This window comes from Providencia rettgeri, from assembly GCF_013702265.1.
Taxonomy (GTDB): Bacteria; Pseudomonadota; Gammaproteobacteria; order Enterobacterales; family Enterobacteriaceae; genus Providencia; species Providencia zhijiangensis.
Window position 1 is genome coordinate 389,387 of sequence record NZ_CP059348.1, and the last position, 25,984, is coordinate 415,370.

At 43.6% G+C, this 25,984-nt stretch carries 27 protein-coding genes; 21 read left to right on the forward strand and 6 right to left on the reverse strand.

Annotated features, from left to right (window positions below):
* Positions 1 to 104 precede the first annotated feature (104 nt).
* Both murP and murQ read right to left on the reverse strand, forming a co-directional pair.
* Positions 105 to 1,574, reverse strand: a complete 1,470-nt coding sequence (gene murP / locus H0913_RS01790; protein WP_181477885.1) for a PTS N-acetylmuramic acid transporter subunit IIBC — start codon at positions 1,572 to 1,574, stop codon at positions 105 to 107.
* A 27-nt stretch (positions 1,575 to 1,601) separates the two neighbouring features.
* Entirely contained in the window at positions 1,602 to 2,513 is a 912-nt protein-coding gene (gene murQ / locus H0913_RS01795; RefSeq protein ID WP_036948695.1) for an N-acetylmuramic acid 6-phosphate etherase, read from the reverse strand.
* 251 nt (positions 2,514 to 2,764) lie between these two features.
* Between murQ and H0913_RS01800 the strand changes: the two genes are divergently transcribed.
* The 3 genes from H0913_RS01800 (at position 2,765) to H0913_RS01810 (ending at position 6,704) form a co-directional block, all read left to right on the forward strand.
* Entirely contained in the window at positions 2,765 to 3,625 is an 861-nt protein-coding gene (locus H0913_RS01800) for a MurR/RpiR family transcriptional regulator (protein WP_154602327.1), read from the forward strand.
* 96 nt (positions 3,626 to 3,721) lie between these two features.
* Entirely contained in the window at positions 3,722 to 5,986 is a 2,265-nt protein-coding gene (gene adiA / locus H0913_RS01805) for an arginine decarboxylase (protein WP_154638615.1), read from the forward strand.
* A 463-nt stretch (positions 5,987 to 6,449) separates the two neighbouring features.
* Positions 6,450 to 6,704, forward strand: coding sequence for a hypothetical protein (locus H0913_RS01810; RefSeq protein ID WP_181477886.1), 255 nt, complete (start codon positions 6,450 to 6,452; stop codon positions 6,702 to 6,704).
* 72 nt (positions 6,705 to 6,776) lie between these two features.
* Here the strand turns inward: H0913_RS01810 and H0913_RS01815 are convergent, their stop codons facing one another.
* The 3 genes from H0913_RS01815 to H0913_RS01825 all read right to left on the reverse strand — a co-directional run bounded on the left by H0913_RS01815 (position 6,777) and on the right by H0913_RS01825 (position 11,058).
* Positions 6,777 to 7,496, reverse strand: a complete 720-nt coding sequence (locus tag H0913_RS01815) for a DUF4105 domain-containing protein (RefSeq protein ID WP_230086662.1) — start codon at positions 7,494 to 7,496, stop codon at positions 6,777 to 6,779.
* A gap of 7 nt (positions 7,497 to 7,503) precedes the next feature.
* Positions 7,504 to 8,706: a peptidase gene (locus H0913_RS01820; protein WP_181477887.1), complete on the reverse strand. Its 1,203-nt coding sequence runs from the start codon at positions 8,704 to 8,706 to the stop codon at positions 7,504 to 7,506.
* A gap of 417 nt (positions 8,707 to 9,123) precedes the next feature.
* Positions 9,124 to 11,058, reverse strand: a complete 1,935-nt coding sequence (locus H0913_RS01825; RefSeq protein ID WP_181477888.1) for an ABC transporter ATP-binding protein — start codon at positions 11,056 to 11,058, stop codon at positions 9,124 to 9,126.
* Positions 11,059 to 11,209: 151 nt separating this feature from the next.
* On the opposite strand from H0913_RS01825, the gene kefG reads away from it, so the two are divergent.
* The 4 genes from kefG to slyD all read left to right on the forward strand — a co-directional run bounded on the left by kefG (position 11,210) and on the right by slyD (position 14,476).
* Entirely contained in the window at positions 11,210 to 11,770 is a 561-nt protein-coding gene (gene kefG / locus H0913_RS01830) for a glutathione-regulated potassium-efflux system ancillary protein KefG (protein WP_181477889.1), read from the forward strand.
* Positions 11,763 to 13,571, forward strand: coding sequence for a glutathione-regulated potassium-efflux system protein KefB (gene kefB / locus H0913_RS01835; protein WP_181477890.1), 1,809 nt, complete (start codon positions 11,763 to 11,765; stop codon positions 13,569 to 13,571). Before kefG ends, kefB begins: the two co-directional genes overlap by 8 nt.
* Before the next feature lie 9 nt (positions 13,572 to 13,580).
* On the forward strand, positions 13,581 to 13,784 hold the full coding sequence (locus tag H0913_RS01840; RefSeq protein WP_036948717.1) for a YheV family putative zinc ribbon protein: 204 nt from the start codon (positions 13,581 to 13,583) through the stop codon (positions 13,782 to 13,784).
* Between the two features lie 86 nt (positions 13,785 to 13,870).
* Entirely contained in the window at positions 13,871 to 14,476 is a 606-nt protein-coding gene (gene slyD, locus H0913_RS01845) for a peptidylprolyl isomerase (protein ID WP_006659533.1), read from the forward strand.
* A 61-nt stretch (positions 14,477 to 14,537) separates the two neighbouring features.
* Here slyD and H0913_RS01850 read toward each other — a convergent pair whose 3' ends face one another.
* Entirely contained in the window at positions 14,538 to 14,759 is a 222-nt protein-coding gene (locus H0913_RS01850) for a SlyX family protein (protein WP_154602335.1), read from the reverse strand.
* A gap of 233 nt (positions 14,760 to 14,992) precedes the next feature.
* Here H0913_RS01850 and fkpA point away from each other — a divergent pair, with 233 nt between their 5' ends.
* The 14 genes from fkpA to rplJ all read left to right on the forward strand — a co-directional run bounded on the left by fkpA (position 14,993) and on the right by rplJ (position 25,951).
* Entirely contained in the window at positions 14,993 to 15,736 is a 744-nt protein-coding gene (gene fkpA, locus H0913_RS01855) for an FKBP-type peptidyl-prolyl cis-trans isomerase (protein ID WP_154602336.1), read from the forward strand.
* A gap of 339 nt (positions 15,737 to 16,075) precedes the next feature.
* The gene (locus tag H0913_RS01860; RefSeq protein ID WP_036948726.1) at positions 16,076 to 16,780 is read left to right on the forward strand and encodes a helix-turn-helix transcriptional regulator; all 705 of its coding nucleotides are present in this window, start codon (positions 16,076 to 16,078) and stop codon (positions 16,778 to 16,780) included.
* A complete protein-coding gene (gene tusD / locus H0913_RS01865; protein ID WP_154638619.1) occupies positions 16,777 to 17,181 on the forward strand; it encodes a sulfurtransferase complex subunit TusD in 405 nt (134 codons plus the stop codon). Before H0913_RS01860 ends, tusD begins: the two co-directional genes overlap by 4 nt.
* Before the next feature lie 82 nt (positions 17,182 to 17,263).
* A complete protein-coding gene (gene tusC, locus H0913_RS01870) occupies positions 17,264 to 17,593 on the forward strand; it encodes a sulfurtransferase complex subunit TusC (protein ID WP_154602349.1) in 330 nt (109 codons plus the stop codon).
* Positions 17,594 to 17,651: 58 nt separating this feature from the next.
* Entirely contained in the window at positions 17,652 to 17,939 is a 288-nt protein-coding gene (gene tusB / locus H0913_RS01875) for a sulfurtransferase complex subunit TusB (protein ID WP_181477892.1), read from the forward strand.
* A gap of 136 nt (positions 17,940 to 18,075) precedes the next feature.
* Positions 18,076 to 18,450 carry a 30S ribosomal protein S12 gene (rpsL, locus tag H0913_RS01880; protein WP_004265905.1) on the forward strand — a complete coding sequence of 125 codons (375 nt, stop codon included), beginning with the start codon at positions 18,076 to 18,078 and terminating at the stop codon, positions 18,448 to 18,450.
* A 98-nt stretch (positions 18,451 to 18,548) separates the two neighbouring features.
* Positions 18,549 to 19,019: a 30S ribosomal protein S7 gene (gene rpsG / locus H0913_RS01885; RefSeq protein WP_006813694.1), complete on the forward strand. Its 471-nt coding sequence runs from the start codon at positions 18,549 to 18,551 to the stop codon at positions 19,017 to 19,019.
* 86 nt (positions 19,020 to 19,105) lie between these two features.
* A complete protein-coding gene (gene fusA, locus H0913_RS01890) occupies positions 19,106 to 21,232 on the forward strand; it encodes an elongation factor G (RefSeq protein WP_154602339.1) in 2,127 nt (708 codons plus the stop codon).
* 78 nt (positions 21,233 to 21,310) lie between these two features.
* Positions 21,311 to 22,495, forward strand: a complete 1,185-nt coding sequence (gene tuf, locus H0913_RS01895; RefSeq protein WP_096759607.1) for an elongation factor Tu — start codon at positions 21,311 to 21,313, stop codon at positions 22,493 to 22,495.
* A gap of 388 nt (positions 22,496 to 22,883) precedes the next feature.
* Complete coding sequence (gene secE, locus H0913_RS01900) at positions 22,884 to 23,270, forward strand: preprotein translocase subunit SecE (protein WP_154626047.1); 387 nt, start codon at positions 22,884 to 22,886, stop codon at positions 23,268 to 23,270.
* Positions 23,271 to 23,816, forward strand: a complete 546-nt coding sequence (gene nusG / locus H0913_RS01905; RefSeq protein WP_181477893.1) for a transcription termination/antitermination protein NusG — start codon at positions 23,271 to 23,273, stop codon at positions 23,814 to 23,816.
* A 167-nt stretch (positions 23,817 to 23,983) separates the two neighbouring features.
* Positions 23,984 to 24,412 (forward strand): 50S ribosomal protein L11, encoded by a 429-nt coding sequence (gene rplK / locus H0913_RS01910; protein WP_006657044.1) that lies wholly within the window; start codon positions 23,984 to 23,986, stop codon positions 24,410 to 24,412.
* Between the two features lie 4 nt (positions 24,413 to 24,416).
* Positions 24,417 to 25,118, forward strand: coding sequence for a 50S ribosomal protein L1 (gene rplA / locus H0913_RS01915; protein ID WP_132497207.1), 702 nt, complete (start codon positions 24,417 to 24,419; stop codon positions 25,116 to 25,118).
* Between the two features lie 335 nt (positions 25,119 to 25,453).
* Positions 25,454 to 25,951, forward strand: coding sequence for a 50S ribosomal protein L10 (rplJ, locus tag H0913_RS01920; protein WP_006657046.1), 498 nt, complete (start codon positions 25,454 to 25,456; stop codon positions 25,949 to 25,951).
* Positions 25,952 to 25,984 lie beyond the last annotated feature (33 nt).

Sequence of the window (25,984 nt, forward strand, 5' to 3'; positions counted from 1 at the left end):
CGCTCTCCTTATGACGCTGAAAGATGCAAGCCGACGAACACAATATGAAAGTAACAAAAAAGGCACCTTAGGTGCCTTTTTTGCTTTTCAATCCACGTTATTCTCTAGTCTAAATCGACATTTTTACTACCGAACAGATAGGTGAAAATAAACCCGCACAGATAAGAGACTAAGACACCTCCAGCATATACCGCCATTGCAGGAAGTACACCTTGGTCTGACGTCATTAGTGGAATCGCGATTAACCCTGAAGGGCCGAATATAGTATTTAACCCGACAGGTAGACCCATCCACGCGATGGCACCGATAAAGAAACCACCGGCCGCGCCCCCTAAACAGGCAGTCACAAACGGCTTCACTCGTGGTAACGTCACCCCGTAAATTAATGGTTCACCAATACCTAAGAAGCCGGGGAAGAGTGCACCGCCAATTTGACTACGGGTAACAGAGCCTTTCTTCGCCTTCACATACAGTGCCAGTGCCGCACCCACTTGACCCGCACCTGCCATCGCTAAGATTGGGAATAACGAGTTAAACCCTTGCGCTTCAACTAACGCGACATACACTGGAATAAAGCCTTGGTGGACACCGAACATTACCGCAATCAGGAACAGACCCGCTAAGACGGCTGTGCCGATAGGGTTTCCGTTTAAGTGCATGAATAGCCAAGACATTCCTTCGAATAACCAGACGCCAATAGGCATGATGAAGACAAAGGTCGCAGCGCCGACAATTAACAGCGTAATCGTTGAGGTTAAAATAATATCCAAACTGGCCGGAATGATTTTGCGCACTTGTTTTTCAACCCAAGCACCAAAAATACAGGCAATTAGGATCCCGATAATGTTGCCTCTCGGGTCGATATACGAACCAAAGAAGTCTGTCATACCAGAATAGAAGCCTTTAGTGGCCGCCGGGTCGTAACCTAAAATAAACAGCGCAGCGATAATGGCACCGTTAACGCCACTTCCCCCAAACGCTTTTTGGGCGTTATAACCAATCAACAATCCCATAAAGGTGAATAACCCTTTACCGAATACACTCATATACGCAATTAAGCTTTTGAGGTGGGCAAGCTGGGTTGAATCCGCAGGGAATAAGTTTTGGTTCGCTGATAATAATGTGAGTAATGACGCCAAGCCCATTAAGAGACCCGCGCCGATAAAGCCCGGAATTAATGGGGTAAAAATAGTCGCAAATTTAGATAAAAAGCGATGAACGGCGCTGGTTTGTTTTTTCTTCAGCTGCTGTTTATTGGCTGAAGCAATCTCTTTCAGATCTTGGGTCGCGGTAGAGTCATGAGCTTCATCCGCTTCGCCATTTTCTAGCATTTGCTTCATTAAATCCGCGGCGGCTTGGGCTTTTCCAGGGCCCAAAACAATTTGCAGTTGGTCGTCACTTTCTAGTACGCCCAGTACGCCGGGGATTTTTTTGATTTCGATTTTATCGATAAACTGGTCATCATGTAAGGTAAGCCGTAAACGCGTCATGCAGTTACCGCACTGCTTGATATTGCGACCACCACCCACGTGTTGCAGGATCTGCTGTATCATTTCATTTGTTATTTTAGCCATACTGTTTCTCTCATAGAGATCCGCCAATTAGACGGATTTTGCGATGTTGAGGGCAGTGCGAATAAAGCCATGATTTTTAGCGAGTAATTGACGAGCTTCATCCGCATTTAAGCCAGATAAAATCATCAAAATCGCGGTCTTACAGTGTCTATCACATTGTTGTAATGCAGATTCTGCACTTTGGCGGTCGCATTCGGTTGCTTCCATCACAATCTTAGTCTGGCGCTCAATGAGCTTAGCGTTAGTCGCTTCCACATCGACCATTAAATTGCCAAAGACTTTACCGATGCGGATCATCGCCCCAGTGGTGATCATATTTAAAATCAGTTTTTGTGCGGTTCCTGCTTTCATGCGCGAAGAGCCGGTGACAACTTCAGCACCCACAATCGGGGTGATGGCAATGTCAGCGGCTTGAGAGACAGGGCTATCAGGGTTACAGCTAATTGAGGCAACGGTTGCACCTAAGGAGCGTGCATATTTCATGGCACCCAGAACATAAGGCGTGCGGCCACTGGCGGCGATCCCAACTAAAATATCTTTTTGATTAAAATCGATGTTCTTTAAGTCTTGCTCCCCTAACTCGGGTTTATCTTCCGCATTTTCAACCGCACGGAAGATGGCTTGGTGACCACCAGCAATCAGCCCAATAACTTGTTCATGAGGGGTTCCATAGGTAGGTGGGCACTCACTGGCATCGAGGATCCCTAAACGTCCCGAAGTACCCGCACCGGAATAAATCAGACGTCCACCTTGTTGGAAAGCTGCCGCAACTTTATCGACCAATTCTGCAATTTGCGGTAAGGTTTTTTCGACAGCCAAAGGGACTTTTTTATCTTCATTGTTGATTACTTGAAGCATTTCAATGGTAGATAATTGGTCAATGTGGGTACTGGCTTCGTTACGGCTTTCCGTGACCATCTTGCTTAAATCAATCGACATAGTAATAACTCCTTAAACGTATCATGAGGGGTATGCTATGGAATTATTTATTCCTTTGATGTGATAATCATCACGGTACTATCTATTCTCCCTTGTCAATATAAGCGAATAAATTTGGTTATTTATTGCCCTGTAATTTAATAGTAATTTGAATTTAAATAATTAATTACCAAGCATTGAGTTTTTATTAAAGGAATAATTTATTTGTAAATTTATTCTGTCGATGAAGGTTTATCTTCTTGAGGGCTACTATGACGTTACTCGATACCATCACGTACCTATTACCGCGATTAGCGGAAAATCAACGTAAAATTGCACAATTTATCTTAGAAAGTCCGGAAAATGTGCTGAAACTATCATCTTCACAGTTAGCGGAGCAGTTGGGGATCAGCCAATCCGCTATAGTGAAGTTTAGTCAAAAGCTAGGTGTAAAGGGGTACCCCGCGCTGAAATTGGCGTTGAGTGAAATCATTGGTCGCCAACAGCAAGAGTTGGGGGAGCCTCACCGTGCGTTACATAACCGTATTACGCAAACGGATAGCTTGATGGTGGTCGCGCAGAAGCTGGCATTAGAGAAAAATTATTCCATCACAGAAACAACTAAACGCCTTGATTTTAAACAGTTTGAAAAAATTATTGAGCGTATAGACCATGCGCAGCGTGTGCAAATTGTCGGCATTGGCGGTTCAGGACTTACTGCGAAAGATTTAAGCTATAAGCTTCAGAAAATCGGCATTACCACGCTCGTGGAGCCGGATCATCACGTTCAAATTGCTGCCGCTTTAACCTTGACGCCGAAAGATGTGCAAATCGTCATTTCCTTCTCTGGAAAGCGCAAAGATATGCTCACTGCTGCCAATATTGGTCACCAAAATGGTGCTTGTGTTATCGCTATTACGCGCTCGAAAGAGTCTCCACTCGCTCAAATGTCAGACTATATGTTGGAAAGTGTGGCGGAAGAGAACGAATGGCGCAGCTCATCAATTTCTTCAAGAACGGCACAAAATACCCTGACCGATTTACTGTTCATGGCGTTGTTACAAAAACGGGAAGATAAAGCGAAAGCATTGGTGATGAATGCCAAAGTGATGATTAATAAACTTGATGAATAACTATTAATACCCCGATAACTTTGCAAAATAATCTTATCTGCGTTAAGACTAAAGGAGGCATTATTTCGCTTAAAACAATTCATTGAGGGAGAGTCCATGAGGGCATTGATCGTTTATACCGAGCTAACAGATGAAGATTCTGTGATTAGCCATGCGGTTGCACGGCTGGCAAGCGAACTGAATGACGAACACGTCGAAACGGTCATTATCCGTGATTTTGAAGACGGTCTTGCCTATATTCGCTCAAACACCAGCATTGACTGCTTGCTTTACGGACGAGATATGTCCGATAAAGAAGAGCAAGCTCAAGCGCATCGGCTGATCACTCAGCTTCATCGCCGCCAAGAAGATGTACCCGTTTTTCTCTTGAGTGACCGTGAAGAGGCCTTGGTAGCTTTTGATCGGAAAATGATGGAGCAGGTGGATGAATTTGCATGGATTTTAGAGGACTCCGCAGACTTTATTGCCGGACGCGTTCTTGCTGCTATCATCCGTTACCGTGCGCAGTTACTCCCGCCATTAATGAAAAGTTTAATTAAATACAGTGATGTACATGAGCACTCATGGGCGGCGCCGGGGCACCAAGGGGGGGTCGGTTTTACCAAAACGCCAGCTGGGCGTATTTATCACGACTTTTTTGGTGAAAATTTATTCCGTACCGATATCGGCATTGAGCGAGTTGCCGTAGGTTCGTTGCTCGACCACACTGGGGCATTTGGGGAGTGTGAGAAAAATGCTGCACGGATTTTTGGTGCTGACCAATCCTATTCCGTTGTGGTCGGGACTTCGGGTTCGAACCGTACCATTATGCAAGCTTGCATGACGGATGACGACGTGGTGGTTATTGACCGAAATTGCCATAAATCCATCGAACAAGGTTTGATTTTAACGGGAGCAAAACCTGTTTATATGGTCCCAAGTCGTAACCGTTATGGGATTATTGGACCGATTTATCCCACAGAAATGTCCCCTGAAGCCATTCAGAAAAAGATCGCCGACAATCCATTTACTGCCGATAAAATCGGTAAAAAGCCGGCCTATAGCGTGGTCACAAACTGCACTTATGATGGTGTTTGCTACAATGCGCGCAAAGTGCAAAACCTATTGGATAAATCCCTCGATAGAATTCATTTTGATGAGGCATGGTACGGTTACGCGCGATTTAACCCGATTTATCGTGACCATTTTGCGATGCGTGATGAAGAGCGCAAAGAGGATGACCCTACCATTTTTGCCACTCACTCAACCCATAAATTATTGAATGCGCTGTCTCAAGCCTCGTTCATTCATGTTCGAAATGGCCGGAATGCCATTGATTTTAATCGCTTTAATCAAGCCTATCATATGCATGCAACCACCTCGCCGTTGTATGCCATTTGCGCTTCGAACGATATTGCGGCAGATATGATGGATGGAAATAGTGGGCGCTCATTAACGGATGAAGTGATCCGCGAAGCCATCGACTTTCGTCAATCACTTGGTTATCTGTACAAAGAGTTCCAAAATGATGGCGAATGGTTTTTCAAACCGTGGAATCAGGAGACGGTGAAGGATCCTGCAACTGGCGAGCGCTACGATTTTGAGTTTGCCCCTGTTGAATTGCTGATGAAAGAGCAAAGCTGCTGGGTAATGAACCCTGAAGATACCTGGCATGGTTTCAAAAATATTCCCGCAGATTGGGCGATGTTAGATCCTATCAAAGTGAGTATTTTGGCGCCGGGAATGGGGGACGATGGCAAGCTGCTCGATTCCGGAGTTCCTGCGGCGCTCGTGACCGCATGGCTAAATCACTATGGTATTGTGCCGACCCGTACTACCGATTTCCAAATTATGTTCCTGTTTTCTATGGGGATCACCAAAGGGAAATGGGGCACATTAGTCAATGCATTGCTCTCCTTTAAACGCCACTACGATGCCAACACGCAACTGAAAAAAGTGTTACCTGAAGTGGTGGAAGTAGCGCCTGATATTTATGGTGAGATGGGGCTGAGAGACTTGGGGGATAAGATGTTTGCTTACTTGCAGCGCAATAATCCGGGTAGTCAGCTGAATCAAGCCTATTCAGAGTTACCCAATGTCATGATGAGCCCACGTGATGCCTATCAACAGATTGTTGCGAACCGCGTTGAAGCTGTGCCGTTAGATAAGCTGGCTGGGCGTATTGCAGCGAACTCGATTATTCCTTATCCACCGGGGATCCCAATGTTGTTATCCGGCGAAAGCTTTGGTGAAACCAACAGCCCGCATATTGGTTATTTACGCAGTTTACAAGCGTGGGATAGCGAGTTTCCGGGTTTTGAACATGAAACAGAAGGTACGGAAAAAATTGATGGCGAATACCATGTGATGTGTGTGAAATAGTTATGTGCGTGAAATAGTTACGTGCGATATGGGAAATCGGGAAGGTTGTATGTTAGCCGGTAGAAACCGTGTCGGAAGCGCGTATTAAGATTTAGGAAGGGCGACTTAGTGATAAGTTGCCCTATTTTATTGGGCGGTAGCTATACTTCTCCATATTATTTTTAATATTAAATTTGTCATTGGAAATAGAAATAAATATATTCACTGAACAATTAATGCTTTCTAAAATAAAAAACATTTTTTGTTAAATTTAACTGTGATCTATTATTTTCACTCTGATTGAAATTCAAACTTATATCGCAAAAAATGCGTTTTATATTTTTATTCTTGCTATGCATGATGAGTTTAAATAGCATATTTATAAGCCACACATACAAAGCTGCCTACGTTATTTATATAACGTTTGGCATGCTTTTATTTGATAATAAAGTATCATCTGATTAAAAATTAATGAGAGTTTGAAATGAATAACATACTGAAAGCTACTTTGGTTGCAGCGGTATTAAGCTCAGTCGGTTTTGTGAGCACGGCGAGCGCAACAGATAACTCGAAAGAACGACAACAAGCGCGTGATGTACGCCAAGATACCCGTGAAAAAGCACGCGATACTAAGCGTGACTGTATCTCTAATGACAACAAAAGTAACCATGATTGTCGTCAAGATAAACGCCAAACTAAGCAGGATGGTCGCCAGGAAGCTCGTCGAATTAAATACTAGTTTGGTTGCTTAAATAAGTAAAAATTACACAGGCATAATAGATAAATTTATGCCTCTCTGTTTTATATTCTATTAGCGGCGTATTTCTTGAGAAAACTGGTTATCAATAAACTGTATAATAGGAATCTTCTGTTTATTAAAATAATCTTTATCGTCAATAAAGCCTAATTGATGACAATATTGAGAAGCGTAGCCACTGACTAACAGTTTCCAGTTAAATTTAAAGTCAGGATAGGTTTTCTTGGCAATTTTATAAATACTGGTTGTGCAGTTATTCCACATAGAATGATATTTTTCATTGGTCTCTTTGAGCTGATTAAGTTTACTCATATAATTGAGAAACAGTTCGGTAATAAGTGGCTTATCTAAATTTAAGGGATAAATATAGACCTGCTCATTGCGTAAATTAACGCGAGTACCAATTAAATCCTGCTCATCAGCGACTACATAGATAATATCGTAGTTATAGAAAAAACCCTTCCAAACCGAAAATTGTTGATGTGTTTTTCGCCTTGTCTCGATAGAGAAAGAGACATAGTCCCCATTGGTAAAACCGAAGCTCAGAAAGACATGGGCGATCATTTTACCAGACCAGTGGGATTGAACTAAGTCTACGCTTTGCAAGTTAGACAGGTTGTAATGCTTTGTATCCCAAGTGTATTCATTCTTATCGGCAAACTGAAAAGAGCGAAAATTATGAATGGCGACGTCCGAAGTTTCGTGATTAAAATCCATATGGGATTTATAGCGATATTCGGTTCTCCACTCATTTTGAGGCAATAGATTGCTCATCTGCACGCTACATTTTTAATAAAACAGACATGGCGCGGGAATAATCTAAAACAATGCCCGGTGTCCACGTCATTATGCTTGCATGTTTTCTGAGTTGGGACATGACCCAAAGCTCAGGGCTAAAGAGCAATTTAAGCAGCAGCATGAAGCCGCCTTTTTTCTCAGTAAAATATCCCTCGGTACTTTTTATTAGCGCCAAAGAAACGACGGTTGAACAATTGCGATTCGTTAAATTGTAGGTCGTGTCTTTACTGTATTCTTGCCAGAATGCGTCTAACTTTTCTTTGCTGATCCCTTCAATGGTTAATTTGAAGTTTGATGGCGGCGCAATTTTCATTTCATCAAGATAGCTGATTTGAAAAACGCCCGTGTCATTGTTTTCCTCGGTGGATTTTAATATCTGCAAAAATTGCGCTGTATCGCGATCGATATCTTTCTCTGGGTAGTGGCTGATATAAATTTCATCCAGTTCGAAAGCAACATGCCCTGTACTAATCACGCCCAATGAATTACGGGAAACAATATAACGCTGGATAATTTTAAAAAATAACGGCAGTTGCCCGGTCGTTGTCCATACGTGTAAGGTGCCGCGTTCTCTGTTTGAAGCGTCATCATTGCGTGTAAATACCATCTGGTTAACATTCGAAATTTGGCTGCTCACAACAAAGTAGTAAACAAAGAATGAGTCGAGGGAGAAGATCATAATCAGCGTGCCGACATCCCAATAAACTTGGCGAGAGGAATAGTCAAAAGACCAAGGAATGAAATTCCATAAACCTAATGAAAATTCAATAATGGAGACAGTGAACATCAACTTCCAGCGTTCAAATTTTAAAACCACGCTATTGGACATTTTCCAGATAGCACTGACCATGAGATATAAGCCAGTAATAAACCCAGAGAGAACCGTTTCCCATGCATGTATTTTAGAAAATAAGACAATGTAGACCATTAAAAGTAGCACTAACCCGCGGCTGATCCGCAGCCCTCGGGTGGCACCTTGGCAATACATCGCACAGACAAACGAGCGAATGGCTTCCAATAAAATTGGAATACAGAGGAAAATCATAAACTCATGGGGATCAGCAAAAAAAGGTAATAGAAAAAAGCAGGCACCAATCAGAACACCAAATAGTGTGAGCGCCAGAATAAACCAGAAATATTTCTTCGCTGTGTCTCTGCCATAGAGCATCGTAATGATATAAATCATGCTGCACCAACCATAGAATCTTGATAAGTGCTAATGCCTTATCTTTATAGGTTTTTATTATTAATTTGTAGGATTGGCTTCATTATAATGGGGATATTTAAGCGACAAAATAGATGGCAATTCGTGCGTTTTGTTGTGATTTTAATTCATTGAAGAATAAGTGTTATTTCTAGTGTTACACTTTGATTGTGTGGCTGTAACTGCTTTAGGTTAACGGTATGTTAATATTTAATTCTATTAATGACCCGTCAACTCTTCGGATTATGTTTTAAAGAAACCATAAATAAGATTTTTATGTGTAATTAAATTCTTAAACTTAAAATCTCTAATTATGATTATCTCTTTTGGTCATTTATTGAAATAACCCTTTATTAGTCTGATCTTAATAAAGGGTTATTATTGAAGAACGATTACGAATTAACCCGCTTCAAACTCATTGGTCATGGTTTCTAACTGCTCTTGCAGATCCATCCATTCCATTTCAACGTCTTCAAGGGCTGATTTATGCTCAGTCTGCTTTTTCAAACAGTCAGTCAGCTCCGTTTTTTTATCTTGCTCATAAATAGCGGCATCGGATAATTTCGCCTCTAACTCGGCTAAGGATGCAGAGTGTTTTTCCATTTTCTTTTCCAACTCCGTGATTTTTTTACGGATAGGTTGGGTCAGTTGACGGAACTCGGCTTCGCGGCGTTTTTGGTCTTTTCTATCTTGCGCCGTCACGGTTGACGTGCTGGCTGGCTTTTCTTTATCAAGCAGATCGCGGGCTTGCTGTAGCTCCATTTTGTTCTGCTCAGCTAACCATTGTTGGTAATCTTCGAGGTCACCATCAAATTGCTCCACTTTTCCGCCATGAACCAGATACAGCTCATCCGTGGTGGTGCGCAGTAAGTGTCTATCATGGGAAACCACAACCAATGCGCCTTCGAAAGCCATTAACGCTTCGGTTAGTGCTTGGCGCATATCCAAATCTAAGTGGTTGGTTGGCTCATCGAGTAATAGTAAGTTAGGGCGCTGCCAGACAATCAGAGCTAATACTAAGCGGGCTTTTTCCCCACCAGAGAAACGTCCACTAGGATCCGTCACTTGGTCGCCTTTAAAACCAAAGCCGCCAAGGTAATCACGTAATTGCTGCTCGGTTTGCTCTGGCGCAAGACGAGCAAGATGCTGTAATGGGGATTCATCCGCATGCAAATATTCTAATTGATGCTGGGCGAAGTACCCCAGTTTGATCCCTTTGGCGAGTGAGATTTCACCGTGTAATGGTGGTAAGTCACCTGCTAGCATTTTGATTAGTGTGGATTTACCGGCACCATTTCGTCCCAGTAACCCAATGCGAGAACCCGGAACTAAATTCAATTTGATGGATTCCAGCACCACTTTTTCACCGTAACCTGCACTGACTTTTTCCATCTTTAATAATGGATTCGGCAGGCTTTCAGGTTGACGGAATGAAAAATGGAATGGGTTGTCCACATGCGCAGGGGCGACCATCTCCATGCGTTCGAGCATTTTAATTCGGCTTTGTGCCTGTTTAGCTTTGGTGGCTTGCACTCTAAAGCGGTCAATATAGCTTTGTAAGTGGGCGGCTTTAGCTTGTTGGCTCTCATACAAGGCTTGTTGCTGAGCGAGTTTAGTAGCACGTTGGCGTTCGAATGAGGAGTAGTTGCCCGTGTATTCGAACATGGTTTCTTGTTCGATATGCAGCACTTTGTCGATGATGGGGTCGAGGAAGTCCCTATCATGGGAAATCAAGATTAGGGTGCCAGAATAGCTTTTAAGCCATTTTTCCAACCAAATCACTGCATCTAAATCTAAATGGTTCGTCGGTTCATCGAGAAGTAATAAATCAGAACGGCACAGTAGGGCTTGCGCAAGGTTTAGGCGCATACGCCATCCACCGGAAAATGATTTTACCGGAGACTGTAGCTGTGCTTGGCTAAAGCCAAGACCATGTAGCAAACTCGCTGCACGAGACTGAATTGTCCACGCATCAATGGCATCTAACTGCCCATGAATGACGGCAATAGCGTGACCGTCATTTTTTTCGTTCGCCTGTTGGAGTTTATGTTCTAAGGCGCGAAACTCACGATCGCCATCAATCACATACTCAATACAAGGTACATCAAGGGCTGGAGTTTCTTGGTTCACCCACGCCATAGACCAATTGCTTGGAAAGGTTGCTGATCCTGCTTCCGCTTGCAATTCACCCTTTAACAGTGCCAGCAATGTGGATTTTCCGCAGCCGTTTTTACCCACTAATCCGACTTTTTGCCCCGGATTGATAGTCGCAGTTGCATTGTCCAGCAGAACACGTACACCTCGGCGAATTTGTAATGAAGAGAAAACAATCATAGAAACCGTCTATTGAAAATATGTTAAATTATTGAGTTAGATATATTCGAATAATAAAGTTATTACTGAAATATATTAAGCTTAAAGTACATTTAGCAGGCTGCATGGTAACGGAAAATTATCCGCCTGACACGCCTTTGAGGAGGGAAAGATGTCAAATACGCCAAAAGTGCTCGTGGTCTACGCTCACCCAGACCCCCATGAATCTGTTGCTAATCGTCTGTTGTTAAATGCAGTGCGCGATTTTGACAATGTCACTATCCACGATTTATACGCAACATATCCCGATTATTTTATTGATGTCACTGCTGAACAAAAGCTGCTTTGCCAGCATGATGTCATTGTATTTCAGCACCCGCTGTATACTTATAGTTGCCCCGCGCTATTAAAAGAGTGGTTTGACCAAGTTCTGACTCGCCGATTTGCCACAGACCAAGGATACCAAAAACTGAAAGGCAAATATTGGCGCTCGATTATCACCACGGGGGAGCCAGAAGAAGCTTACCAGTATGGCGGCTATAATCGTTATCCATTATCTGAAATCCTTCGTCCATTTGAGTTGACCTCATTGATGTGTGATATGCACTGGATGGAGCCGAACATTATCTATTCTGCCCGTCGGCAGAGCCCGCAACAGTTACAGCAAATGGTTGAAGAGTATAAGCAATGGATGAGACAACCTCTCAATACGGGAGACATTTCAAATGGATGAATTAAATCTATTTGAATCGGTGATCATATTTTTATGCGCCGGTGTGGTGATGGTGCCGATTGCCCAAAAAATCCGACTGGGTGCGGTATTAGGCTATTTATTGGCGGGGATTGTGATTGGTCCATTTGTATTGGGCTTTATTCGCAATGTGGATGACATTCTGCATTTCTCGGAGCTGGGTGTTGTCTTCTTAATGTTTTTGATTGGGTTGGAACTGAAACCCTCGAAATTGTGGGAGCTGCGCCGATCGATTTTTGGTGTCGGTACCATTCAAGTGGTTGTAACCGCGGCTTTGATGGCTGGGATCTTGATTCTAGCTCAGTTTTCTTGGCAGGCAGCTGTGGTTGGCGGGCTGGGAATGGCGATGTCCTCAACGGCTATGGCGCTGCAATTAATGAATGAAAAAGGGATGTCCAACCAAGAAAGTGGGCAGCTCGGTTTTTCTGTTTTACTGTTCCAAGATATGGCGGTAATCCCGATTATGGCGCTGATCCCGCTGTTGGCAGGGGATACGGGAAGCAGCGATTGGTACAAAATTGGATTGAAAGTGGTGGCGTTTGCGGGGCTATGGATTGTCGGGCGTTATTTATTACGTCCACTCTTTAGGCTCGCAGCGAAATCGGGCGTTCATGAAATTTTTACCGCAGCGGCGTTGTTAGTCGTACTGGGTTCTGCGTTGATTATGGAAAGCCTTGGCTTCTCAATGGCGTTGGGTACGTTTATGGCGGGGGTGATGCTCGCTGAGACGGAATTTCGTCATGAACTTGAGATTAATATTGAACCGTTTAAAGGCTTGCTGCTAGGGCTGTTTTTCATCTCCGTCGGTATGTCATTAAATTTACAAGTATTGTGGGCTTATCTCCCTCAAGTTTTACTGGCAGTTTTGGTGCTGGTCGCCGTGAAAGCGCTTGTCTTATATGTATTGGGATTTGTGGCGCGTTTACGCACCGGTGCTCGAGCGCAATTCTCTGGGGTGCTTAGCCAAGGTGGTGAGTTCGCCTTTGTAATTTATGCCACGGCATTCGGTGCTAGCGTGATTGATGAGCGACAAATGGATTTATTGTTGGTAGTGGTGACGCTATCGATGATGACAACGCCACTTGTGATGCAGTTGATAGATGCGTATCTCAACCGCCGTTATAATCAGCAAGCAACCTCTACCGAAAAACCGTTTGTGGAAGATACCAATCCTCATGTGATTTTAGTGGGATTTGGGCGAATGGGGCAGGTGGTTGGCCGTTTGCTGATGGCGAACAAAGTGAATATTACGGTGCTTGAACAAGATGTTACCGCGATTAGTACCATGCGCCGCTACGGTTACACCGTCTATTATGGGGATGCGCGAGAGCTACAACTTCTGCGCTCAGCGGGAGCGGATAAAGCCAAAGCGATTGTGATCACCAGCAACGTTCCTGAAGAAGTGATGGAAATTGTGCGTATTTGCCAAGAAAACTTCCCGAATTTGCATATTATTGCGCGTGCAAAAGGGCGCTTAGAAGCTCACGAATTACTGCACAGCGGCGTGACGGATTTTAGCCGTGAAACCTTCTCAAGCGCGTTAGAAATGGGAAGCAAAGCACTGATTAGCACCGGAATGCATCCACACAAAGCTTATCGAGCGAAACAGCATTTCCGTCGGCTTGATATGCGTATGCTACGGGATATTATTCCTGAAAATGAGAACAGCGACAGCGGGCAAATTTCACGTATTAAAGAGGCACGGCGTGAACTCAACGAACTTTTCGAAAAAGAGATGCAAAGAGAAAATCGCCAACCGCACAGCTGGAATAACGAACAGTAAGGTAGAAAAATGGCAGCAACACGTAAGCGTTTTATTGCTGGGGCAACCTGTCCTAAATGTAAGTCTCAAGACACCTTAATGATGTGGCGAGAAGATAAAATTGATGTGGTTGAATGTGTGAATTGTGGGGATCAACAACGTCAAGCTGAAGGCGATGCAACTGAGCATGTGAGAAAGCAAGAACAAGTTATTGGAATTTTTACGCCAGAATAAGAGAATTTTGTCAATTCTCAATACAGCACAATTGTTTTCCGGTACAATTGGCAAAAATTTTTCCCTTACGGGTCGTAGGAGATGTCATGAAAGTAGCAAAAGACTTGGTTGTAAGCCTAGCTTACCAAGTAAGAACAGAAGACGGTGTTTTAGTTGATGAGTCCCCGGCAAATGCGCCAATGGACTATCTGCATGGCCGTGGTTCTTTAATTTCTGGTCTGGAAAAAGCATTAGAAGGTCGTGAAGTTGGCGAACATTTCGATGTTGAAGTCGCTTCAGACGATGCATATGGTCAATATGATGACAACTTAGTTCAACGTGTACCGAAAGATGTATTCATGGGCGTTGACGAGCTGGAAGTGGGTATGCGTTTCTTAGCGGACACTGACATGGGCCCAGTTCCAGTTGAAATCACTGGCATCGAAGGCGATGAAGTTATCGTTGACGGTAACCATATGCTAGCAGGTCAAAACCTGAAATTTAATGTTGAAGTCATGGCTATCCGTGAAGCAACTGAAGAAGAAATCGCTCATGGCCACGTCCATGGTGCTGATGGTCACGACCACGACCATGACCACGAAGGTGGTTGCTGTGGCGGTGGCGGTCATAGCCACGGTTCAGAAGGCGGTTGCTGTGGTGGTGGTGAAGGTCAAGGCCACGGTCACAAGCATGGCGGTTGTGGTTGCCACTAATCCCTAGCGCCAATGAGTAAAAAAAAGGAAAGCAGATGCTTTCCTTTTTTCGTTGATAGTTTCAGTAATGTGGCGGTGGAGTCTCTTCTTCTGGACGAGCTAGGTGAGATGATTGCGATGCTTTTAATCTCTCCGCCACAATACGTAAATGTTCCTGCATTTTTGACAGCTGCATTTGTTGTTCTGTAATTACTTGGTTAAGCTGTTCAATGGCCAATTCTTGGAAAGCAACTTTGCTTTCTAAAAGTTCTAAACGCTGTTCAAAATTGTCTGATGAATCCATTTTAGACTCTCCTTATGGGTTCTCATCATGAAAAAACATCATAATAACCGAACATTACAAATCAACAGATAAGTTTTATTTAAAGGTGTAGGCGTTGAAACCTCTTTTTGTTAATGTGGTCTAAGATATTCTTATATTTATTGTGTTAACTGACAGCTTGTTTTTTTAAGGTAAGGAACAGCTATCAATAAAAATGAGCCGTATGGCTCGAATAATAGCTATCGGAGATTAGGATGAAATCACTGTTTAAGGCAAGTCTATTAGCAACAACATTAGCATTCGCTTTTACTGCCCCACAAGTTATGGCGGAAGAAGCAAAAACACAAGCGAGCGCTTTCAAAAATGCAGAAGAGCGTAACGCATACGCATTAGGTGCCTCTTTAGGTCGCTATATGCAGAATTCTTTAGAAGAACAAAAATCGATCGGTATTAATCTGGATAAAGCCCAATTACTGGCTGGTGTTCAAGATGCATTCAACGGCAAAAGCAAAATGACTGATGCACAAGTTGAAGAAACATTACGTCAATTCGAAGGACAAGTGAAAAAAGCAGCTGAAGATAAAATCAAAGCTGAATCAGTAGCTAACGTGAAGAAAGGTGACGAATATCGCGAGAAATTTGCAAAAGAAAAGGGCGTAGTGAAAACTAAGTCTGGCCTACTGTACAAAATTGAAAAAGACGGTACTGGCGCCAAACCTAAAGAAGACGAAACCGTTGTTGTTCACTATAAAGGCTCTTTAGTTGATGGCACTGAATTCGATAGCTCTTATTCTCGTAACGAGCCACTGACTATCCCATTAAACTCAGTGATCAAAGGCTGGACTGAAGGTTTATCTAACCTGAAGAAAGGTGGCAAGATGACATTAGTTATCCCACCAGAATTAGCTTACGGTGAAAACGGCGTTCCAGGTATCCCAGCAAATTCAACGCTGATCTTTGATGTTGAATTATTAGACATCAAACCTGCTGCAAAATAAGATTTCACAGCGTTAAAAACAAAAAAGCTCAGATTCGTTCTGGGCTTTTTTCATTGGGTTACGCAATTCAATGCTAAAAAAGCAGAGTTGTGTCATTCTCGATTAAAAATTTACATTTAAAAATCTTATATTCTTTAAAACTTGTGATAAAACATACTCTCTTGCATTCATTCGCTTGACGGCAACGCCTTGGAGTTTTAACTTCAGTAGATTCGTTTTTATTTTTAATCATCACATCCGTTGACTATGTACGATAAAGTGAAGGCAAATGAGTCGAATAATGAATGCCTCATTGGTTGACGTGATGAATTTTATACACTTTAGAAGGATGCCGTTGAAATGTCTGATGCATTACAATCCCAAGACCTCAGTGATATTAATATTCTTGATAACCAGCCGTTTACTGAGACTGACCACGAAATTTTAAAATCATATGAAGCTGCGGTTGACGGGCTCGCTATGCTAATCGGTGAGCATTGTGAAATTGTTCTTCACTCTTTAGAAGACCTCAAATGTTCAGCAGTGAGAATAGCGAATGGTCAGCATACAGGGCGTAAAATTGGCTCCCCTATCACTGACTTAGCATTAAGAATGCTTCATGACATGGCGGATGCGGAATCCAATGTCTCTAAAGCGTATTTTACGAAAGCGAAAAGTGGCGACTTAATGAAGTCCGTGACGATTGCGATTCGTAACCGTAAGCAACGTGTTATTGGCTTACTGTGTATCAACATGAACTTGGATGTGCCATTTTCTGAAATCATTAAGTCTTTTGTACCGGAAGAAAAACAAGAAGTGACTTCCGATGTGAACTTTGCATCTTCAGTTGATGACTTAGTTGCACAAACATTGGAATACACCATCGAAGAAGTTAGCAATGACCGTAATGTTTCTAACAACGCGAAAAATAAACAAGTGGTTCTGAACCTGTACGAAAAAGGGATCTTTGATATCAAAGATGCTATCAACCAAGTTGCTGACCGCCTGAATATTTCCAAGCACACTGTCTATTTATATATCCGCCAATTTAAGAGTGGTGAATGAGTAAAACAACCCCGCTAACCTATTGTTTGTTAGTGACAGGCCCCGCATACGGCACTTCACAATCAGCAAGTGCCTATCAATTTGCCAAGGCCCTTCTTCAAGAGGGGCATCTATTGAAGACGGTGTTTTTCTATCAAGATGGCGTTCTGAATGGCAATGCTTTAACTTCCCCTGCGAATGATGAATTTGATCTGGTCAAAGCATGGCGCCAGCTGGCACAAGAGTCGGGCTGTGAAATGAATATCTGCGTTGCAGCAGGGTTACGTCGTGGTATTACAGATGAAGAGCAAGCTAACGCGCTATCGCTATCTGCTTATAATTTATCTGAAAGTTTTACCATGAGCGGTTTAGGAAGTCTGGCTGAATCCATGTTAACCACTGACCGCACAATCCAGTTTTAAACCTGAACATCATGAACCACGTCACTCTATAAGATATAAGATAAGGTCTCTTGTGAAGAAAATAGCCTTTGTTTTTACGACTATGCCACATGGTAGTGCCAGTGGGCGTGAAGGACTGGATGCGTTATTAGCGACCTCAGCACTGACTGAGGAAATCAGTGTATTCTTTCTTTCTGATGGCGTATGCCAATTACTCGCTCATCAGCAGCCTAAAGAAATTTTAGCTCGGGACTATATTGCGACGTTCAAGATTTTACCTCTCTATGACATTGAAAACATTTACCTATGTTCAGAGTCATTAAAGGAAAGAGGCCTTAGCCAGCAAAATGAGTGGATTGTGACGCCTGAATTTTTAACACCCCAGCAGATCCAAGAGCAGTTATCTGTCTGTGATGTTGTGCTGAAATTTTGAGCTTGTGTTCAAAATTTGATCTTGTGTTCGGATTTTGATCTATAGTAGGATCCTGCCTATGCTATACACCCTAGCCACTTCTCCATTTAAATGTGATTTTTCCGCGCTATTGCGTTTAATCACCAATGAAGACGCTATATTGCTTTTCCAAGATGGTGTGATTGCCGCTGTTTCACAATCCAAATATCTTGCGGAACTACAAAATAGCGGTGTCCAAATCTATGCCTTGGATGCAGATATTGACGCCCGAGGGCTACAAGATCAGGTAGCAGATGGTGTTTCTATCATCTCATATCAAGGTTTTGTAAAGCTAACTGAAGCTCATAAGCAACATTTTGCCTTATAAAGTCACTAAAAGTTGTATATTTCTTGACACCTGAGCCAGTCGGCAATAAAATTTCGCGTCCTCGTGTATCGTCATGTTGGCGAACGAGGTCAAAATCCGTGTTTACGAAGCAAAAAAACCAGGAGCTTTTTTAATAATGGCAACTATTAATCAGCTGGTACGCAAATCTCGTAGCTCGAAAGTTGTGAAAAGCAACGTTCCAGCACTGGAAGCTTGCCCGCAAAAACGTGGCGTATGTACTCGTGTATATACTACCACTCCTAAAAAACCAAACTCAGCATTACGTAAAGTATGCCGTGTTCGTTTAACTAACGGTTTCGAAGTATCTTCCTACATCGGTGGTGAAGGCCACAACTTGCAGGAACACTCCGTAATCCTGATCCGTGGCGGTCGTGTTAAAGACTTGCCAGGTGTGCGTTATCACACCGTTCGCGGCGCACTGGACTGTTCTGGTGTTAAAGACCGTAAGCAAGCTCGTTCTAAATACGGCGCGAAGAAACCTAAGGCTTAATGGATTTCCGTTAAGTAAGGCCAAACATTTTTAATCTTAATGTCAAAATACTCTCGTAGAGTTTTGGACAAACCTGAATTAACAACGGAGTCATATCCATGCCACGTCGTCGCGTAATTGGTCAACGTAAAATTCTTCCAGATCCTAAGTTCGGATCAGAATTACTGGCCAAATTTGTAAATATCCTGATGGTAGACGGGAAAAAATCTACTGCTGAAGCAATCGTATATAACGCACTTGAGCTCCTTGCTCAGCGTTCTGGTAAAACTGAACTTGACGCATTCGAATTAGCACTTGATAACGTGCGTCCGACTGTGGAAGTTAAATCCCGCCGTGTTGGTGGTTCAACTTACCAAGTTCCAGTTGAAGTTCGCCCGGTTCGTCGTAATGCCCTGGCAATGCGTTGGATCGTTGATGCTGCTCGTAAACGCGGTGATAAATCTATGGCGCTTCGCCTGGCAAACGAATTATCAGACGCTGCTGAGAACAAAGGTTCATCTGTTAAGAAACGTGAAGACGTTCACCGTATGGCAGAAGCTAACAAGGCGTTCGCACACTACCGTTGGTAATCTCTTACCAATCTTAGTGATGTATCTCAGGGTAGCTTTCAGCTGCCCTTTATATGAAGAATTGAACGCCCACGAGAGAGGAAAAAATGGCTCGTCAAACGCCCATAGCACGCTATCGTAACATCGGTATCAGTGCACACATCGACGCCGGTAAAACCACAACTTCTGAACGTATTCTGTTCTATACTGGTGTAAACCATAAGATCGGTGAAACCCACGAAGGTTCTGCAACAATGGACTGGATGGAGCAGGAGCAAGAGCGTGGTATTACTATCACTTCAGCTGCGACTACTGCATTCTGGTCTGGTATGGCTAAGCAGTATGAACCACACCGTATCAACATCATCGACACCCCGGGACACGTTGACTTCACAATCGAAGTAGAACGTTCTATGCGTGTTCTTGATGGCGCGGTAATGGTTTACTGTGCGGTTGGTGGTGTTCAGCCACAGTCTGAAACTGTATGGCGTCAGGCTAACAAATATAAAGTTCCACGTATCGCGTTCGTTAACAAAATGGACCGTATGGGTGCGAACTTCTTACGCGTTGTTGAGCAGTTAAAAACTCGTTTAGCAGCTACTGCAGTTCCACTGCAATTACCAGTTGGCGCAGAAGAGTCGTTCACTGGTGTTGTTGACTTGCTAAAAATGAAAGCAATCAAATGGAACGATGAAGACCAAGGCGTTACCTTCGAATACGAAGATATCCCTGCGGACATGCAAGAGCTGGCTGAAGAGTGGCACAACAACCTGATCGAATCCGCTGCAGAAGCATCAGAAGAACTGATGGAAAAATATCTGGGCGGTGAAGAACTGACTGAAGCAGAAATCAAAGGTGCTTTACGTCAACGTGTTCTTGCTAGCGAAATTATCCTGGTTACCTGTGGTTCTGCATTTAAGAACAAAGGTGTTCAGGCGATGCTGGATGCGGTCGTGGATTACTTACCAGCTCCTACAGATGTACCGGCAATTAACGGTATTCTGGACGATGGTAAAGATACTCCAGCTGAACGTCATGCAAGTGACGAAGAGCCGTTCTCATCTTTAGCATTTAAAATTGCAACTGACCCATTCGTTGGTAACCTGACATTCTTCCGTGTTTACTCCGGTGTTGTTAACTCAGGTGATACCGTTCTGAACGCTGTTAAAGCGAAGAAAGAGCGTTTTGGTCGTATCGTTCAGATGCACGCTAACAAGCGTGAAGAGATTAAAGAAGTTCGCGCTGGTGACATCGCGGCTGCTATCGGTCTGAAAGACGTAACTACAGGTGATACTTTATGTGCAGTTGATGCACCAATCATCCTGGAGCGTATGGAATTCCCAGAGCCAGTAATCTCTGTTGCAATCGAACCAAAAACTAAAGCTGACCAAGAAAAAATGGGTATCGCATTAGGCCGTCTGGCTCAAGAAGACCCATCATTCCGCGTATCAAGTGATGAAGAGACTAATCAGACTATCATCGCTGGTATGGGTGAATTGCACTTGGACGTTCTGGTTGACCGTATGCGTCGTGAATTCAAAGTTGAAGCGAACGTTGGTAAACCACAAGTAGCTTACCGCGAAGCAATCACTGCTAAAGTGACTGACATCGAAGGTAAACACGCGAAACAGTCTGGTGGTCGTGGTCAGTACGGTCATGTCGTTATCGATATGTACCCACTGGACAAGAAAGACAAAGATGGTCTGCCAATGGACTACGAATTTGTCAACGAAATCAAAGGTGGTGTAATCCCTACGGAATACATTCCTGCGGTTGACAAAGGTCTGCAAGAGCAGCTTAAGTCTGGTCCATTAGCTGGTTATCCAGTAGTTAACATGGGTGTTCGTCTGCATTTCGGTTCTTACCATGATGTTGACTCCTCTGAATTGGCGTTTAAATTGGCAGCATCGCTGGCATTTAAAGACGGCTTCAAAAAAGCGAAACCAGTTCTGCTTGAGCCAATCATGAAAGTTGAAGTGGAAACTCCAGAAGACTACATGGGCGATGTAATTGGTGACCTGAACCGTCGTCGTGGTATGATTGAAGGTATGGATGACTTACCTACTGGTAAAGTTGTTCGTGCACAAGTACCATTGTCCGAAATGTTCGGTTATGCTACTGACCTGCGTTCTCAGACACAAGGTCGTGCTTCATACTCTATGGAGTTCCTGAAGTACAATGAAGCGCCAAACAACGTTGCACAAGCTGTAATCGAAGCTCGTAACGCTAGATAATCGATTTTTATCGATTTAACTACTTTAATTTAAGTTCCTTCTTTATCGTGAAGAGGGAACTCCATAAGGAATAGAGTCGTGTCTAAAGAAAAATTTGAACGTTCAAAACCGCACGTTAACGTTGGTACAATCGGCCACGTTGACCATGGTAAAACTACCCTGACAGCAGCAATCACTACTGTTCTGGCTAAAACTTACGGCGGTAACGCTCGTGCATTCGACCAAATCGATAACGCACCAGAAGAAAAAGCGCGTGGTATCACCATTTCTACTTCTCACGTAGAATATGACACCCCAACTCGCCACTACGCACACGTAGACTGCCCAGGACACGCCGACTATGTTAAAAACATGATCACTGGTGCTGCGCAGATGGACGGTGCAATTCTGGTTGTTGCTGCGACTGATGGCCCAATGCCACAAACTCGTGAGCACATCCTGTTAGGTCGCCAAGTAGGTGTTCCTTACATCATCGTTTTCCTGAACAAATGTGACATGGTAGACGACGAAGAACTGTTAGAATTAGTTGAAATGGAAGTTCGTGAACTTCTGTCTCAATACGACTTCCCAGGCGACGACACTCCAGTTGTTCGCGGTTCAGCACTGAAAGCGCTGGAAGGCAACCCAGAGTGGGAAGCGAAAATTGTTGAATTAGCAGGCTACCTGGATTCTTACATCCCAGAACCAGAGCGTGCAATTGACAAGCCATTCCTGCTGCCAATCGAAGACGTATTCTCAATTTCTGGTCGTGGTACAGTAGTAACAGGCCGTGTTGAGCGTGGTATCATCAAAGTTGGTGAAGAAGTTGAAATCGTTGGTATTCAAGCAACGGCTAAGACTACTTGTACTGGCGTTGAAATGTTCCGTAAACTGCTGGACGAAGGTCGTGCGGGTGAGAACGTTGGTGTTCTGCTGCGTGGTACTAAGCGTGAAGAAATTCAACGTGGTCAAGTACTGGCTAAACCAGGTTCAATCAAGCCACACACCCAATTCGAATCAGAAGTTTATATTCTGAGCAAAGATGAAGGTGGTCGTCATACTCCATTCTTCAAAGGCTACCGTCCACAGTTCTACTTCCGTACAACTGACGTAACCGGTACTATCGAACTGCCAGAAGGCGTAGAGATGGTAATGCCAGGCGACAACATCAACATGATCGTGACTCTGATTCACCCAATCGCGATGGATGATGGTTTACGTTTCGCAATCCGTGAAGGTGGTCGTACTGTAGGTGCGGGTGTTGTTGCAAGAATCATTGCATAATACCGCTCTTTCTGAATAAGAAAGAACCACTTTAGTAAAAAGGGCATCGACTGATGCCCTTTTTATACTCAAGTTTTTAAAATGTTAGCGCTTAAACCTAAGAACCTATCTCATCAATCGTTTTCATAATTATTGGTGAGATAGGCTCTGAAACAACGATTGACTGACTGTATTGAGAGCCCGATACAGTTATATGAGATTTATTAAGGTTTTGCTCAGAAGTTATGGTATATTTTACCGCTGCCACGAAAAGAAATTTATTTTCGAAATAGGGTGGTCATTAAATTTACTGGGTATGCTGGCATATTCTATTGGTGTGCTCTGATTGCCATACTGCATAGGTAAGGCAAGCGAGCTTTATACATACTTCATGGTAACAGGTTGAATTATGAGTGCGAATAGCGAAGCTCAAGGAAGTGGACGCAGTGCAGACATCTTCAAATGGGTAGTTGTCTGTGCCTTATTAATTGTTGCTATCGTGGGCAACTATTACTTCCGTCAATATAATCTCGCACTGCGTGCTTTTGCAGTTGTGGCTGTAGTAGCTATTGCTGGTGCTGTTGCTTTGTGGACCACAAAAGGTAAAGCAACTCTGGCGTTTGCGCGCGAAGCTCGCATCGAGGTGAAGAAAGTCATTTGGCCTACTCGCCAGGAAGCATTACAAACGACTCTGATTGTTGCTGCTGTAACGGCTGTAATGTCACTGATCCTGTGGGGATTAGATGGTATCCTAGTGCGTTTAGTTTCATTTATTACAAGCCTGAGGTTATTCTAAATGTCAGATTTACCTAAAAAACGCTGGTATGTCATTCAGGCATTCTCTGGTTTTGAAGGTCGCGTAGCACAGTCTCTGCGTGAACATATCAAATTACATAATATGGAAGAGTTATTTGGCGATGTTATGGTTCCAACTGAAGAAGTTGTTGAGATCCGTAGCGGCCAGCGCCGTAAGAGCGAGCGTAAATTCTTCCCTGGTTACGTATTAGTTCAAATGGTCATGAATGATGACTCTTGGCACTTAGTACGCAGTGTTCCGCGTGTAATGGGCTTTATCGGTGGGACTTCAGATCGTCCAGCACCAATTAGTGATAAAGAAGTTGATGCGATCATGAATCGCTTACAACAAGTTGGTGATAAGCCACGTCCTAAAACGCTATTTGAACCAGGTGAAATGGTTCGTGTTAGCGAAGGTCCATTCTCTGACTTCAACGGTGTTGTTGAAGAAATCGACTATGAAAAGAGCCGCTTAAAAGTCTCTGTTTCTATTTTTGGTCGTGCAACTCCAGTTGAGTTAGACTTCGGACAGGTAGAAAAAGCCTAACTAATCCGAATAGCAGACTTGCAAAAGGCGCGAAATTTTCATACAATTTCGCGCCTTTTGTTTTTTATGCTTGGCATCATACTGCGCAAACGGTGTGTTGCGGGGCGTTAATGTAACGGGGAGCCTTAATCCATTAAGGCGTTATTACCCAATTTGAGGAAATATTCATGGCTAAGAAAGTACAAGCCTACGTTAAGCTGCAAGTAGCAGCTGGTATGGCAAACCCAAGTCCACCGGTTGGTCCAGCACTGGGTCAGCAAGGTGTGAACATCATGGAATTCTGTAAAGCGTTCAACGCAAAAACAGACAGCCTGGAAAAAGGTTTACCAATTCCTGTTGTTATTACTGTTTATGCAGACCGTTCATTCACTTTCGTAACTAAAACTCCACCGGCAGCAGTTCTGCTGAAAAAAGCGGCTGGCGTTAAGTCTGGTTCTGGTAAGCCGAACAAAGACAAAGTTGGTAAAGTGACTTCTGCACAGGTTCGCGAAATCGCAGAAACTAAAGCTGCGGATATGACTGGTGCTGACGTTGACGCGATGATGCGTTCAATCGCTGGTACTGCTCGTTCCATGGGCCTGGTAGTGGAGGACTAATAGAATGGCTAAACTGACTAAGCGCATGCGCAATATCCGTGAGAAAGTTGATGTAACTAAACAGTATGACATCAATGAAGCCGTTGCTCTGCTGAAAGAATTAGCGACTGCTAAATTCGTTGAAAGCGTTGACGTAGCTATCAATCTTGGTATCGATGCTCGTAAATCTGATCAGAACGTTCGCGGTGCAACTGTACTGCCAAACGGTACTGGCCGTTCAGTTCGCGTTGCTGTGTTCGCACAAGGCGCAAACGCTGAAGCTGCTAAAGCTGCTGGCGCTGAACTGGTTGGTATGGAAGATCTGGCTGATAAAATCAAAGCTGGTGAAATGAACTTTGACGTTGTTATTGCTTCTCCAGATGCAATGCGCGTTGTTGGCCAATTAGGTCAAGTTCTGGGCCCACGTGGTCTGATGCCAAACCCGAAAGTTGGTACTGTAACTCCTAACGTTGCTGAAGCGGTTAATAACGCTAAAGCTGGTCAGGTTCGTTACCGTAACGACAAAAACGGAATCATCCACACCACTATCGGTAAAGCTGATTTCGACGCTGACAAACTGAAAGAAAACTTAGAAGCACTGCTGATCGCGCTGAAAAAAGCAAAACCAGCTTCTGCTAAAGGCGTTTTCATCAAGAAAATCAGCCTGTCCACTACCATGGGCGCAGGTGTTGCTATCGACCAATCTGGTCTGTCAGCAGCAGTTTAATTCCGTTAGCATCTGCTAATTGGCAATTAGGCTTTACCTTTGCGGCAAATTTGTATAAAATTTGACGCCTCGAGTTTGTTGGGTATAGAAATGTGCCCAACAAACCACAAATTTCGGTATGGAGTCTGGCCTTTCCAGACCCCGTCCAAGACCGCAGGTGTAGTTTATTAGTTACTAGTAGCTACTTAATTTACCTGCGTAGACGGTGACAGAGATACCTAGAATTTAATTCTGGATTTCTATTCTGCTCACCGTGTTTTAGCGCTCTTACATAATGTTGTGTTTGAGTGATGTGAGTCCCGGGTTTTCCCGGTTAATCCAGGAGCAAGAAGCTAATGGCACTAAATCTTCAAGACAAACAAGCGATTGTTGCTGAAGTCAGCGAAGTAGCCAAAGGCGCGCTTTCTGCAGTTGTTGCTGATTCACGCGGCGTAACTGTAGCAAAAATGACTGAACTGCGTAAAGCAGGTCGCGAAGCTGGCGTTTATATCCGTGTTGTTCGTAACACGCTGATTCGCCGTGCTGTTGAAGGTACTGCTTATGATGTACTGAAAGACGCGTTTGTTGGTCCAACCTTAATTGCTTTCTCTAACGAACATCCGGGCGCTGGCGCTCGTCTGTTCAAAGAGTTCGCGAAAGCGAATCCAGCATTTGAGATTAAAGCTGCGGCCTTTGAAGGTGAGTTAATCCAAGCGAAAGATATCGATCGTCTGGCAACTCTCCCAACTTACGATGAAGCAATCGCACGCCTGATGGCAACCATGAAAGAAGCCGCTGCCGGCAAATTGGTTCGTACTCTGGCTGCTCTGCGCGATCAGAAAGAAGCTGCATAAGCCCTTTCCTTCGTTGCTTTTTAACGTATAAAC